13 protein-coding genes are annotated in these 12,348 nt (G+C 70.6%); 5 read left to right on the plus strand and 8 right to left on the minus strand.

The window, feature by feature from the left end:
- Nucleotides 1-212: 212 nt before the first annotated feature.
- The 4 genes from T336_RS0120165 to sctC are packed head-to-tail and all read right to left on the minus strand — an operon-like array spanning nt 213 to nt 4,005.
- The gene (locus tag T336_RS0120165; protein WP_019701371.1) at nt 213-662 is read right to left on the minus strand and encodes a hypothetical protein; all 450 of its coding nucleotides are present in this window, start codon (nt 660-662) and stop codon (nt 213-215) included.
- A 13-nt stretch (nt 663-675) separates the two neighbouring features.
- On the minus strand, nt 676-939 hold the full coding sequence (locus T336_RS0120170; RefSeq protein ID WP_013593029.1) for a hypothetical protein: 264 nt from the start codon (nt 937-939) through the stop codon (nt 676-678).
- 25 nt (nt 940-964) lie between these two features.
- On the minus strand, nt 965-1,957 hold the full coding sequence (gene hrpD5, locus T336_RS0120175) for an HrpD5 family protein (RefSeq protein WP_026433879.1): 993 nt from the start codon (nt 1,955-1,957) through the stop codon (nt 965-967).
- On the minus strand, nt 1,954-4,005 hold the full coding sequence (gene sctC / locus T336_RS0120180; RefSeq protein ID WP_026433880.1) for a type III secretion system outer membrane ring subunit SctC: 2,052 nt from the start codon (nt 4,003-4,005) through the stop codon (nt 1,954-1,956). The genes hrpD5 and sctC overlap by 4 nt, the downstream gene beginning before the upstream one ends.
- 311 nt (nt 4,006-4,316) lie before the next feature.
- On the opposite strand from sctC, the gene T336_RS0120185 reads away from it, so the two are divergent.
- Nucleotides 4,317-5,816 carry a methyltransferase regulatory domain-containing protein gene (locus T336_RS0120185; RefSeq protein WP_026433881.1) on the plus strand — a complete coding sequence of 500 codons (1,500 nt, stop codon included), beginning with the start codon at nt 4,317-4,319 and terminating at the stop codon, nt 5,814-5,816.
- A 20-nt stretch (nt 5,817-5,836) separates the two neighbouring features.
- A complete protein-coding gene (locus T336_RS0120190; RefSeq protein WP_020424839.1) occupies nt 5,837-6,586 on the plus strand; it encodes a lytic transglycosylase domain-containing protein in 750 nt (249 codons plus the stop codon).
- A 72-nt stretch (nt 6,587-6,658) separates the two neighbouring features.
- Here T336_RS0120190 and T336_RS0120195 read toward each other — a convergent pair whose 3' ends face one another.
- The 4 genes from T336_RS0120195 to T336_RS0120210 form a co-directional block, all read right to left on the minus strand.
- Entirely contained in the window at nt 6,659-7,471 is an 813-nt protein-coding gene (locus T336_RS0120195) for a hypothetical protein (protein ID WP_026433883.1), read from the minus strand.
- The gene (locus T336_RS0120200) at nt 7,453-7,941 is read right to left on the minus strand and encodes a GNAT family protein (RefSeq protein WP_026433884.1); all 489 of its coding nucleotides are present in this window, start codon (nt 7,939-7,941) and stop codon (nt 7,453-7,455) included. The genes T336_RS0120195 and T336_RS0120200 overlap by 19 nt, the downstream gene beginning before the upstream one ends.
- 27 nt (nt 7,942-7,968) lie before the next feature.
- Nucleotides 7,969-8,355 carry an HrpB1 family type III secretion system apparatus protein gene (locus T336_RS0120205; RefSeq protein ID WP_019701378.1) on the minus strand — a complete coding sequence of 129 codons (387 nt, stop codon included), beginning with the start codon at nt 8,353-8,355 and terminating at the stop codon, nt 7,969-7,971.
- An 81-nt stretch (nt 8,356-8,436) separates the two neighbouring features.
- Complete coding sequence (locus tag T336_RS0120210; protein ID WP_026433885.1) at nt 8,437-10,134, minus strand: hypothetical protein; 1,698 nt, start codon at nt 10,132-10,134, stop codon at nt 8,437-8,439.
- 427 nt (nt 10,135-10,561) lie between these two features.
- On the opposite strand from T336_RS0120210, the gene T336_RS0120215 reads away from it, so the two are divergent.
- The 3 genes from T336_RS0120215 to T336_RS0120225 are packed head-to-tail and all read left to right on the plus strand — an operon-like array spanning nt 10,562 to nt 12,330.
- A complete protein-coding gene (locus tag T336_RS0120215) occupies nt 10,562-11,131 on the plus strand; it encodes an aminodeoxychorismate/anthranilate synthase component II (protein WP_019701380.1) in 570 nt (189 codons plus the stop codon).
- A gap of 5 nt (nt 11,132-11,136) precedes the next feature.
- Nucleotides 11,137-11,637, plus strand: coding sequence for a DinB family protein (locus tag T336_RS0120220; protein WP_026433886.1), 501 nt, complete (start codon nt 11,137-11,139; stop codon nt 11,635-11,637).
- A gap of 18 nt (nt 11,638-11,655) precedes the next feature.
- Nucleotides 11,656-12,330 carry a LysE family translocator gene (locus T336_RS0120225; RefSeq protein ID WP_019701382.1) on the plus strand — a complete coding sequence of 225 codons (675 nt, stop codon included), beginning with the start codon at nt 11,656-11,658 and terminating at the stop codon, nt 12,328-12,330.
- Nucleotides 12,331-12,348: the final 18 nt, after the last annotated feature.

The following is a 12,348-nucleotide window of genomic DNA, read 5'->3' on the forward strand; positions in this document are numbered from 1 at the left end:
GCTGGCGTCGGTGAGCGCCTCCTGGTTCCGCATGTTTTGCTCTTGCAGAGCGATGGAACGCATCGTTGCTGCGTCTGCGCCGGAAACGGACATAGAAAACTCCTCGAGAGAATGTTGCGGTGCGAACCGCGGTTAGCGAAGACCGCACCCTGCGATCTTCATTCGGGAGGCACGCCGGCAACGCCGCCGCGCCGTGTCTTGTGGCCAGCCCGTCAGTGGATGACGGGCTTCTGGGTGGCCCGGCCCAGGAAATGCAGCACCCCTTGCGCGGCCTGCCGCACCGGCTGGTCCACGCTGGTCGCCAGCACGTTGTCGATCCAGTGGCGCCAGGCGGGGTCGCCGTTGAAGAGCAGCGTGAGCGCCAGGGCGACCTTGCTCACGCCGTCTTCCGGGTGGGTCTCCACGTGGTGCAGCAGCTGGTCGCGCTCCTTGCCCCGCTGCCCGGCCATGGCCAGCACGATGTTGCGGTAGAGCAGGTAGGTGCTCGAATCCTCGAGCGTGGCCTCGACCGCCCGGCTGATCGTGTCCGCGTCGCTGCCGACGCGGTACACGGTCCCCAGCAGGGCGACGCTCATCAGGTTGCGGTAGATCACCGGGTAGGGCGTGGCCGGCGCTTCGGTGGCAGCGTACGGAGCGGCGGCGGGGTGGGGTGCGTAGATCATGGTCGTGCCTTCCTCACACCGCCAGCGTCGTGCCGTGCAGGGTTTCCCAGATCTTGCGGATCACGCGCTGCGAGGCCTGGAACGCATCGACCAGCTGGCCGATCAACTGGCGCTCGGCGTCGATCTCCGCCTGGATCCGCATCGCACTGCTTTCGCGGGCGACTTCGTCGAAGTAGCGGATCATGGCGCGTGCGCGGTCTCCGCTGAGGTCTTCGCTCAGGGCCTGCTCTAGGTTTTCCAGATCGCTGAAAATGGTGGATTCGATGGATGCGGTCATGGTCTGAAAAGGTCTCTTGGGTTTGTTATCGGAAGGACGCCGGCTGGTCGGCCGAAGCGATCCGCGAACCGGACGTGAGCGAAAGGTGCTTCACCCCGTCCCGGGTCTGCATGTACTGCAGGCCGTCGGTTTCCATCAGCGCGCTCATGGCGGGCGGGCTGGCCGGGGGGCGCTGGGTCGCGGCCACGTCGATGCCGCGCACCAGCGGTGCCAGGTCGGTGGCCACGCGGGCGGCGTTCTGCTGCAGGGCGGTGAGGTTCGCCACCTCGCCCGTGACCGTGAACAGGCCGTTGCCGTGGTGCGCGATGCGCAGGCCTGGCTGGCCCAGTGCGTCGGAGATGCTCTGCGCGACCTCCGTCGCCGAAGCGAAGGACTGCACGATGCGGTCCCCCTGGAAGCTGGCCAGGCGCTGGCGCAGCGCGTCGGCATCGGAGGGCTGGCGCAGCAGCCCTCGCACCACCACGCCGTCACCCTGCTGGGCCACTTCGTAGCCCGCCACGGAGGTTTCCGCCAGGGCGCGCTCCACTCGCATCTTCAGCGGCTCGGGCGGCAGCACCGAGGTCAGCGCCTTGCGTTCCGCCTGGCTCTGGCTCAGGGGGGCGACGGCGGCGCTGAGCGCAGCCGTCATGAGCGCCGTGCCGACCACGGCGGAGGTGATGCGGGGCCACATCGACCGGACCTTGGCGGGTGCGGCGGCGATGACGGCGGCAGCGGGGGCCAGCCGGGCGATGATGTCCGCGTCGGCAGGCCAGGTGGCGTCGGCGGGGCCTGCGCACAGCACCACATCGCCGAAGCGCCGGGGCGTGAAGTCGGCCAGCACGGCGGAGGCCTGTGCCCCTGCGGATGCCGTTGCGATGTGGACCATGCCGTCGTCTCCAGCGTCGATGACCACCGGTTCGGCGGTCCAGTCGAGCAGCTGGATATCCGCCGTGTCGTCCGCGCTGATGTGTTGGCGCGTTGGAGTCAAATCTATGCGGGCCCCGGCGTGCTGGCCGGTCAGGATACGAAGTTGCTTCATGGCTTGCGAACCTCCGGGGAGATCGAGGAAACGGTGGTCGGTGCGTCCTGCGCGAGGACGCGCGGCGTGATCAGGAACAGGCGCTCGGTGCGGCGGGTGAGGCGCTCCGTGTTGCGGAAGACCCCGCCCACGACGGGCAGCTTGGACAGGCCCGGCACCGCGTTGTCCTGCGTGTTCTCCGATTCGACGGTGATGCCGCCGATCAGCAGGCTCTCGCCTTCGCGGACGTGGGCTTCGGTGCGGATCTCGGTCTTCTTGACCAGGGGGATCTGGTCCACCACGTTGGTCTCGAAGGCGCCGTCCTCGATGTAGAGGCTCAGCTTGATGTTGTTCTTGCCTTCCACCGCGGTGACCTGCGGCGTCATCTGCAGCAGCGTGCCGGCCTCGATCTGGAAGAGGTTGGCCTCCAGGTTCCCGGCGACGCGCACGGTGGCCACGCGCTTCTCTCGCATCACCGCCGCCCGGTTGGCGACGCCCAGCACGGACGGCTTGGACAGGATGCGCGCCTTGCCCTGGGCCTCCAGCGCGTTCACGTTGGCCAGCAGGTGGCGGCCCGCGTCGAGCACGATGGTGCTGAGCGCGGCCGGGGTGCTCGGGCCGGGCAGGTTGGTGGCGATGCTGCTCGTGCCGGCGCGCAGCGACCAGTTCACGCCCAGTGCATCCACGCTGTCGGAGTTGACTTCGATGATCGTGGCCTCCAGCTCGACGAGCTGCGGCTTCTGGTCCAGGCGGTGGATCAGCGATTCGTATTCGGCCATCCGGTCGGCCCGGCCATACACGACGACGGAGTTCGTGCCTTCGTCGGCCTCGAACCGGGGCGGTGCCTCCTCGGCCTTGTCCGCGGCGGTGGCGGTGGGCAGGGACACGGGCTCGGGCGGACGCATGCCTTCGGAGGGGTTGGCGCGCGGCAGCGGCGGCAGGAACTGGTTGGCCGCGGGCACGGGCACGTAGGCGCTCATCTTGCGGCGCGTCTGCTGCTGGATCTTCTCGACCACTTCGGCGGTCGTCGCCTTGGACGTTGCCAGCCCTTCGCCGTCGTCCTTGCTGTAGAGCTTGCGCAGCGTGGTGGCCACGCCGGGCACCGTGGAGTCGCCCATCGAGCGGTCGCTGGCGGAGGCGAACTGCAGGGTGAAGACGCGCACCGTGCGCTCGGCGCTGGCCGTGACTCCGGCATCCAGGGCCTCCAGCGCGGAGCTCACCAGTTCCACGTGCCGGGGAGGGCCGGACACATAGATCGTGCTGCTGGCCGCGTCGAAGCGGATGGGGTAGCGCTTGTCACCCACTTCCAGGGACTGCAGCATGGCCGTCAACTGGTCGCGGCTGAATCCCTTGATGCGGAACATGCGGCTCTGGATGGCCTTGCCCGGGTAGAAATACAGCGCCGAGCCGTCGTGGTACCAGAGCATGTTGTAGGCGCGCGCCACGCTGTCGAGGAACTCGCGGGGCCTCGCGTCGAAGTTCGCGTTGACGATGCCGTCCAGCCCGTCCGCCACCACGGCGGGGATGCCCTGGCTGGCGGCGAAATCCTGCAGGACGTCCGTGAGGCGCTTGTTCTCGGCGCGGTACACGAAGCGGCCGCGGTTGAGGGCGTCGGAAGCCCGCGAGGCGGGCGCGAGCGTCTCCAGGGCCCGGGCGGCAGGGATGCTCGGTATTGCCACGGGCGCCGTGGCGGGCGGGATGGGCGCGTTGGCGGCGGCTGCGCCGACGGCGCCTGCCGAGAAGGTCGCTGCTGCCAGTGCATGGTAGGAGGTGTGCTTGCGCGGCGTGGCCTTCTGCAGCGTGTTGCTGCGCTGGGCCGGGGTGGGCGCAGCGGCCGTGCTGGAGGGCGCGGCGTCCTTGCCGGCCGTGGCCAGTTCCGCGGCGGGCACGGCCAGGGCGGCGCCTGCGCCCGCCGAGGGCAGGCTGGAGAGGCTGGCGCTCAGCCGCAGCGAGGCGGCCTGGGCGGCGGGCAGGCCGGCCATGCCCAGCGCGAGCACCGCGCCGGCCAGCACGCTGCCGGCCATGCCGGTGGCTGCATGCCGTGGTCGGGGGGCGGAAATTTTGGGCATCACTGGAGCGCTCCGTTCGGTGTCTTCGTGTGGGGGACAGCTTAGGAGCCGGCGCCGGGCGGAGTGCGCGGGGATGCGAAGCCGCGCGACGGCTTGCGAAGCCCCGCCGCGGCGCGCGCCGCGCGGCAGGTTCCTTCGCCTTTCGGGCCATCGCTTCGAGCCTGGGGCCGCTGCCGGCGGGGCGTCCGTTTGCAATGGCGATGCGGGCACTGCCGCGCGCCGGATACCGCCCGCGCGCAGGCCGTGCCCTTCGATTGCGCTCCCGGACCGCCGCGTGGCCTCCGGGCACCCCCCCTCAGAAAGGAACGACGATGTCACTCCCCCGCACCGCGGCGAACGAACTGGTCTATACCCACGGCTATTACGAGATCCTGTCTCCCGGCGTGATCGCCGCCGCGCTGGAATCGCGCGGGCTGCGCGCTCCCGACCTGCAGGAGCCGCTGTGCTACTTCGAGCTGGGCATGGGCTTCGGGGTCTCGCTGCTCGCCCATGCGGCCAGCTTTCCGCACATGCGCTTTTTCGGCAACGACTTCAATCCCGCCCACGTGGCCTATGCGCGGGACCTGGCCCGCGACGCGGGGCTGTCGAACGTGGAGGTGTTCGAGGACGGTTTCGAGGAACTGCCCGACCGCGACCTGCCGATGATGGACTGCATCGTGATGCACGGCGTGTACTCCTGGGTGTCCCCGGCGCTGCGGCAGGCGATCGTGCGCTTCATCGAGCGCCGCCTCAAACCCGGCGGCGTGGTCTATGTGAGCTACAACACGCTGCCCGGCTGGGCCCCGCTGCTGCCGTTGCGCGAGCTGTTCTACCTGCACGCCTCGCGCGTGGCTTCACCGGAATCCGGCGCTGCCGAGCAACTGCAGGGAGCGCTGGATTTCATCGGCCGTCTCTCGACCTGCGAGGGCGGCTACGTGCAGGCCCATCCCGCGGTGGCCGAGCGCCTGCGCCATGCGCAGGCGGAGGGGCCGAACTACGCTCTGCACGAATACGTGGGGCCGGATTCTCATCCGCTGTATTTCCACCAGGTGGCCGCGGAATTCGAGGCGGCCGGACTGTCGTTCGCTGCGCCGGCCCTGCTGGCCGAACAGGTGGATGCGGCGTGCGTGCCGGAGGAGCTGGCGGCCCTGCTGGAGTCCACCGCCGACCCCGTATTGAGAGAGACGCTGCGCGACTACGGCCTCAACCGCTCCTTCCGCCGGGACCTGTTCGTGCGCGGCGCCCAGGCGCTCGCGCCTGTCGAGCGCACCGAGCGCATGCTGGAGCGGGAGTGGCTGCTGGCCGCGCCGCGGGATGCCCTGCCTTCGTGTGCGGCCCTGAAGCTGGTCGGGCACTGGCTGGGCGAGGAGGCCTGCTCCGATCTGCTCGATGCTCTGTGTGAGGGGCCGGTGCGGCTGCGCGATCTGATGGACCGGCCGCTGCCGGGCGGCCTGTCCGCGCAATCCGTCCATGAGGCGCTGCTGCTGCTGTCCAGCAGCGGCGTGGCGATGCCGGCGCTGCCTGCCGCGCTGCGCGCCACGGCTCGCGCGTCGGTGCAGGGCTTCAATGCCGCAGTCCTGCAGCGCGGCGGCGCGGACGGCACGCGCCACCTCGTGTGCGGCGCCTCCGGCCTCGCGACCGAATGGACGCCCGCCGCGCTGCGGCAGATCCGCGCCGCGCAGAGCCATGCCGGCGACCCCGATGCCATCGCGCGCGCCGTGGCCGAATCGCTGGGCGGCGACGGCGTGCTGGATGCGGCAGAACTCGCGGAAAGCGCCCGTCAGTACCTCGCGCAGCGCGCCCCGCTGCTGCGCCGGCTGGAGGTGGTGTGATGGCGCGGCCTGCTTCCCGTATGCGGGCCACACGCCGCATGCTGGCCGGCGTGTTCGCCCTGTCGGCCGGCGCGGCCATGGCGGCGGGCGCCTACGATTGCCGGTTGCCCGGCGGCGCGGCCTTGCTCGTGGTGGGGGCGGACATCGCGCAGCGCTTTCCCTCCATCGGCAGTTCGTGCAACGCGGCCGCCTGGACCCCCGCGCGCGACGTCGCTCTGCCCGGCTGGCCCGACACCTCGGCGATCGCCGCCGCGCGCGTGATCCACGCGCCGGCGCCCCGCGACATCTATGCCCCCACGGCCGGCGCCGCGCTGCCGGGCATGCGCTGGCCGGCCGGCGGTGCGCGGCGCGGGCCCGGCATCAGCCCCCGCGCCGAAGCGCTGTCGCCCATCATCGAATCCGCGGCGCAGCGCCATGCCATCGATCCCCACCTGGTGCGCGCGGTCATCCAGGTCGAATCCGGCTATGCCCCCCGCGCGCGTTCGCCCAAGGGCGCGATGGGCCTCATGCAGCTCATGCCCGCCACGGCCGCACGGTTCGGGGCCGCCTCCGAGGACGACATCCTCAGCCCTGCGGTGAACGTCGATGTGGGCGTGCGCTACCTCCGGTTCCTGGCCGACCGTTTCGGCGGCCGCACCGACCTCGTGCTGGCGGCCTACAACGCCGGCGAGGGCGCTGTCATCCGCCACGGCTACCGGGTGCCGCCCTACCGCGAGACCCAGGACTACGTGCGCAAGGTCCTGGATCTGTATCCGCTGGCGAAACGCTAGGCAAAACAAAAGGCGGACCGACCGGTCCGCCTTCATGCGGCGCTGCCGCCGCGAGGGTCGTGTTCGCCGCGCCTACTGCAGGAAACCCTGGAAGCCTGCGATCTGCTTTTCGGCGGGCCCGGACACCGGCGCCAGCGCATCCGGCAGGGGCAGGTCGGACAGCAGCCATTGCACCAACGGCCTGACCCCGAGCCGCGATGCCAGGGTGCCGGCATCCTGCGACAGCGTCGCGCCCCGGTCGCCCAGGTCCTGCTGCGCCAGCGCGCGGGCGGCCTCCAGCAGTAGCGCCAGGCGGTCGCCGTCCGGGCCGGCCGTGCCGGTGTCCGGCAGCATGTCCAGGCGCCGTGCCGCCCTGGGAATCTCCGCCAGGCGGACCAGCCCTGCGATCAGCGCGGGGGCCGGCCGGGCGTTATGGAAGCCCCGCTGCGCATCCACCACCAGCCAGTCGTGTTCCACATCGATGTCCACGAGGCGGGGCGGGGGCGCCGTGCCGTCGTCGGCATGGCCGGTCAGGCGCTGGAAATCTGCGGTGCTGGCGAACACGTGCGTCAGCCGCCCTTCGACCAGCATGCGCAGCTTATGGTTGGCCGCCATGCCGTGGCTGGCCCCGGCCATCGATTCCAGCCGGATCAGCAGGCCGTGCATGGCCATGTGCAGCAGCGCCAGCGAATTCATGCCGCAGGAAAAGCGCAATTGCGAGGACACCCACAGGCCCGAGGCCTGGGGAAAGCCTTCGTCCAGCAGCAGGGGCGGCTCCACGAGCGAGATCAGGCGCAGCTGGACGCCGGGCCGGCCCCCGCAGGACACGAGCCGGTTCGCGCCGGAGCGCCAGGCCGCCGGGATGGCGGATGGCTGGGGGGACGGGGTCAGTGGGGGTGCGTGCATGGTGCCACCTCGGCGGATGGAGAAACGGTGCCGCGCGCACGGCGGCGGAAGGGGTAGGCGGTCTTGCGCGTGCCGCCCTGGGGCTCGAGCCGGTAGAGCAGGTCGCCGTCGCGTTCGCCGGCGCGCTGCCAGCCGTGCCGGTCGAGGAAGCGCAGGCAGCGGGTGTTGTTCCGCTCGACCGCCACCGTGATGCCCGGCTGCAGCGCGAAGAGCCACGCCAGGGCCGGCTTGAGCAGCAGTGCCCAGCGCCCGTGGTGGGAGGGCAGCACGGCGATGTGCGCTTCCTCGCCGTCGAAAAGGATGCCGCCGATGGGCTGGCCGTCGGCCTCGAAGCCGATCGACGGGCAATCCGCGTAGAACGCCGCGAAGCGCTCGCGCGTCACGGTTTCCGTATAGCCCTGGTCGCCATAGCGCGCGGCGTCGGCGTCATAGAACACGCCGAGATCGACGCGGTCTGTCAGTTTCAGCATGGGGTGCTCCCTGGTGCGGCCCGTCGGTCAGGCCGCCAGGGCGGCCGGCTCGTCCTCGGGCTCCATCTCCAGCAGCTGTCGCATGGCCTTGCGCACGTGCGGGTCGTCGCTTTCCAGGCACTGCTGCGCGTGGTAATGCCACGTGGGGTCGCCCAGGATGTTCAGGCACAGGGCCTTGAGCTCGGGCGCCGTGTCCTCGCCCAGGGTGTTCAGGTACTGCAGGGCCTCGGTGATGTAGCCGCGCTGGATGGCGATCAGCACCGGGAAGATCAGGTGCTCCTCGGTTTCGGGGCTCAGGGCGTTCATCTCGTCGAGCAGCGTTTCGGCTTCGTCGAGGCGGTCGTCGCGCAGCGCCTCCACCAGGCGCACGGCCAAGGCGGCGACAGGGTCATCGGGAAGTTGGGTTTCGTCCATGGCTTGGCGTGCCTTTGCAAAGGAAGTGGAATGGGTTGCCGGGCGGGGCGGACGGGCCGCCGCGCCCGGCAGCGGGCCGCGTCAGGCCCGGATCTGGTAGTGGCTGATCTGGGTTTCGATCTGCACCTGCAGCGTGGCTGCGGTGGAACTGCCGCCCTGCGGGAGCTTGTCGGCCAGGCCCTGCTCCACGGTCTGGCGCGCGGCCATGCCGATGGCGCCCTGCACCGCGTCGAAGACGCTGAGCGAGGCCTGCCCGATGGGCTGCATCGCCGCGTTGCGGGTGATGGCCGCCAGGTCGCCGCCCAGGGTGCGGGCGTTGTTGCCGCCGCCCGTCAGGCCCTGCATCAGGCGCTGCCCGATGGCTTCGGTGGCCTGGCGGGTGGCCTGGTCGATGGCCATCTCGATGGACAGGCCCATCTGCTGCCGGATCCGTGCGGCGGCACGGCGCGCCATCTGCGCCGGGTCTTGTCCGGCGGGGGCATCGGTGGTATCCGATGCCTCCGACAGCGAGGCGAAGCCCTTGAGCGACGATGCGTCCATCTGGCCGAGCGCGCTCTGGATGGCTTCCAGTATGGTGCGTGCGACCACTTGCTGCACGAACTGGTCCACGGCCAGCAGGATGGCACCCTTGGTGGCCATCAGGGCGGTGGACGGTGCCATCGGTGGCAGGGCGCCGTCCAGGCCGCGCTGGCGGCCCGTGAAGGCATGGTTCACCGCGGCGCCGGCCACGCCCGCGGCGGCTTCCGTGCCGATGGCGCCCAGGTTGCAGCCCAGGCCCGTGCCCGTGCCAGCGCCCAGGGGCGACAGTTGCTCGTAGATCGCTCCCTGGACGGCGGTCTGCGCCGAGAAGTTCAAGCTGTTGAGCGCGGCGTCCGTGGCGGCGCCCTGCACTCCGCGCAGGTGCTCGCCGGCCGTGGCACGCGTGCCGTCGGCACGGCGGCGGCCGGCGGTGGCCTGGAAGAGGGCGGCATTCACCGCGTTGTCGAAGGCGTTCGCCCCGGCTTCGCCGATGCGCGAGTCCCCGTTGGGGTCCAGGGTCATCTGCACCTTCATCGTGAGCGTGGACACCTGCGCCTGCGCGAAGCCGAGGGCGGCCGTGCGCGCCGTGTCCTGCACGGCGTGCCTGGCTCCCTGCAGCATGCCCGTGGCACCCGTGCCGCAGCCCGCGAACCGGCCGGCGCGCGATCCACCCAGGCCACCGCCCACCGCCGCGCCCACCATGTCGGTGGCGAGCGCACCGAAGCGCGAGGTGCCATGCGGATCCAGCACCTTGGCGGCGAGCTTCGTGGCCTCCTGTCCGGCCAGCCCGATGGCGGCGTCCACCGCCATGCGGGCCATGTTCTTGGCCACGCCGCCGGGGCCGAAGTTGGACGCCGTGTCCACCACCCCCATGGCCAGCTGCGTCAGGCCCTTGAACGCCTTGGCGAAATTGCCCTTGGCGAAGCCCTTGGCCGTGTTGATCACGCCGTCCTTGATGTTGGAGATGCCTCCTTCCACGCTGTCCACGACGGAGTCGGCCAGCTTCTGCGCGGTGTTCTGCACCTTGCGCAGCATCTTGTCGAGCGCTCCGTCGAGCAGTGTATTGGCCGCCATGGCCGCCGGCATGAGGTTCATGGCGCCGCGCGCCATGGTCATGGTGGCGTCGGCCAGGCCCTTGAGGCCCTGGGCCGCGGCCTTCAGGTTCAGCGTGACGATTCCCTTGGCGATCTGGCCGACGCTGTGGACGGCTTTTTCGATTCCCTTCCCTATCGCCTGGAAGGCTTTCTTGATGGCACTCATCGGTAGTGGCTCCTAGTGGTTGACGTGGAAAAAAGCACCGGTGCACCAGGCACTTTCACCATCGGAAGGGGGATCGTGGATCGGTGGACCAACGCAGGTTCCACTGTGGGGGGGCGGCCCGGCGCGGCGTGCCGGGGGTGCGATGGCATGTAAGAAGATGCGAAGCGGCAGGCCGCCGCGCGCCGGGTGATAATGCGGCGCATGCTGTGTCCGCATGCGTTCCCTTCCCATCCCTGGCAGGCGACCTTTTCCGGTTTCCGCTGGCGCAAGCCTGCGCGCTGACCACCCCTTGCGCCCCGTGCCGGGCGCCCCCTCCCCAGTCCGCCCGGAAAGCGCCGCGCCCGCCGCGCGCCCGGGTGCCGGAACCGTCCCTGGAAGGGGCCGACGGACCCGCAGGTCCCGCCCCGTCCGCAGAAGGAAGCACCCCATGCTGCTGATGATCGACAACTACGACAGCTTCACCTACAACATCGTCCAGTACTTCGGAGAACTGGGCGCGGAGGTGGAAGTGCACCGCAACGACGAGATCACCGTGGAGGAGATCGCGGCCCGCAATCCGCGCCACCTCGTCATCTCGCCCGGCCCATGCTCGCCCGCGGAGGCCGGCGTCTCCGTGGAGGCCATCCGCCACTTCGCGGGCAAGCTGCCCATCCTGGGCGTGTGCCTGGGCCACCAGTCCATCGGGGCGGCCTTCGGCGGGCGCATCATCCGGGCCCGCGAGCTGATGCACGGCAAGACCAGCACGATCACCACCACCGGCCAGGGCGTGTTCGCCGGGCTGCCTGCGCAGTTCACCGTGAACCGCTACCACTCGCTGTCCATCGAGCGCGAGTCCTGCCCCGAGGTGCTGGAAGTCACGGCCTGGACAGACGATGGCGAGATCATGGGCGTGCGCCACAAGGAGCTGCCCATCGAGGGCGTGCAGTTCCACCCCGAGAGCATCCTGACCGAGCATGGGCATGCCATGCTGAAGAACTTCCTCGGGGCGAAGGCATGACCGCCATGGACGCCTCCCTGGTTTCGCTCTTCGAATTCAAGCGCTGGTCCAACGGTGAGCTGCTGGCGCTGGGCATCGCCTCGCGCGACCAACTGCCCGCGGACGATTTCCGTACCTTCTCGCGGCTGCTGAACCACACCCATCTCGTGGACCGGATCTTCCGCGCCCACCTCGCCGGCGATGCGCAGAGTGCGCCCGCGGCCACCCAGACCGAAGAAACGCCCGCGCTGGAGGCGCTGGTGCCCGAAGTCCGGGCGTGCGACGACTGGCTCGTGGAGTATGTGCAGGCGCTGGATTCGGCCCGCCTCGCCGAGCGCATCGCGTTCCGCTTCACCGACGGGGACACGGGTACGATGACTCGCGCCGAGATGCTGCAGCACCTGCTGCTGCACGGCACCTACCACCGCGGCGCGGCGGGCCGCATCCTGGCGGTGCACGGCGTGCAGCCGCCGCGCGATGCGATCACCACGTTCCTGCACCGTTTCGAGCCCGGGCGGCGCTGGTAGGCGAAGGAGGAAAGCGCGATGCCGGATTTCCACCATCTCCTGCTGTTCATCGCCGCGGGCTGGCTGCTGAACCTCACGCCGGGACCCGACGTCTTCTATATCGCCACGCACGCCCTGCGCTCGGGCGTGCGCGCGGGCATCGTGGCGGGCCTCGGGATCACGGCCGGCTGCTTCGTTCACGTGGCCGCAGCGGCGCTCGGCGTGGGTGCGCTGCTGGCCACGTCGGCCACAGCGTTCTCCGTGCTCAAGTGGGTCGGTGCCGCCTACCTGGTCTGGATGGGCCTGCGCATGCTGCGCGCCCGGCCGGGCGGTGGCCTGGCGGCGGTGGCCCGCGCGGCGGGCGGCTTGCCGGAGGACGCGGGCGCCCCGGCCGGCACTCCGCTGCGCCAGGTCTTCCTGGGCGGCTTCTGGACGAACGTGCTGAACCCCAAGGTGGCCATCTTCTTCCTGGCCTTCGTGCCGCAGTTCATCGCCCCGGGCGCGGAGCACAAGGCGCTCGCCTTCGTGCTGCTGGGCACGCTCTTCAACCTCAACGCCATTCCCGTCAACGTCGGCTGGGCCCTGGCCGCCGCCTGGATGGCGCGGCGGGTGTCGCTGGTGCAGCGGCGCATGCACTGGCTGGACCGTGCGGCCGGCGCGATGTTCGTCGGCTTCGGCATCAAGCTCGCGCTCTCCGAGCGCCCGGGCGCCTGAACACTTCCCCCGATTTCC

Origin of the sequence: Paracidovorax oryzae ATCC 19882 (assembly GCF_000687165.1) — a bacterium.
Classification (GTDB): Bacteria; Pseudomonadota; Gammaproteobacteria; order Burkholderiales; family Burkholderiaceae_C; genus Paracidovorax; species Paracidovorax oryzae.

What these genes read in the sequence shown, in the direction of transcription:
- T336_RS0120165 (WP_019701371.1), bottom strand. Translation starts at nt 662, where the DNA reads ATGATCTACGCACCCCACCCCGCCGCCGCTCCGTACGCTGCCACCGAA.
- T336_RS0120170 (WP_013593029.1), bottom strand. Translation starts at nt 939, where the DNA reads ATGACCGCATCCATCGAATCCACCATTTTCAGCGATCTGGAAAACCTA.
- hrpD5 (WP_026433879.1), bottom strand. Translation starts at nt 1,957, where the DNA reads ATGAAGCAACTTCGTATCCTGACCGGCCAGCACGCCGGGGCCCGCATA.
- sctC (WP_026433880.1), bottom strand. Translation starts at nt 4,005, where the DNA reads ATGCCCAAAATTTCCGCCCCCCGACCACGGCATGCAGCCACCGGCATG.
- T336_RS0120185 (WP_026433881.1), top strand. Translation starts at nt 4,317, where the DNA reads ATGTCACTCCCCCGCACCGCGGCGAACGAACTGGTCTATACCCACGGC.
- T336_RS0120190 (WP_020424839.1), top strand. Translation starts at nt 5,837, where the DNA reads ATGCGGGCCACACGCCGCATGCTGGCCGGCGTGTTCGCCCTGTCGGCC.
- T336_RS0120195 (WP_026433883.1), bottom strand. Translation starts at nt 7,471, where the DNA reads ATGCACGCACCCCCACTGACCCCGTCCCCCCAGCCATCCGCCATCCCG.
- T336_RS0120200 (WP_026433884.1), bottom strand. Translation starts at nt 7,941, where the DNA reads ATGCTGAAACTGACAGACCGCGTCGATCTCGGCGTGTTCTATGACGCC.
- T336_RS0120205 (WP_019701378.1), bottom strand. Translation starts at nt 8,355, where the DNA reads ATGGACGAAACCCAACTTCCCGATGACCCTGTCGCCGCCTTGGCCGTG.
- T336_RS0120210 (WP_026433885.1), bottom strand. Translation starts at nt 10,134, where the DNA reads ATGAGTGCCATCAAGAAAGCCTTCCAGGCGATAGGGAAGGGAATCGAA.
- T336_RS0120215 (WP_019701380.1), top strand. Translation starts at nt 10,562, where the DNA reads ATGCTGCTGATGATCGACAACTACGACAGCTTCACCTACAACATCGTC.
- T336_RS0120220 (WP_026433886.1), top strand. Translation starts at nt 11,137, where the DNA reads ATGGACGCCTCCCTGGTTTCGCTCTTCGAATTCAAGCGCTGGTCCAAC.
- T336_RS0120225 (WP_019701382.1), top strand. Translation starts at nt 11,656, where the DNA reads ATGCCGGATTTCCACCATCTCCTGCTGTTCATCGCCGCGGGCTGGCTG.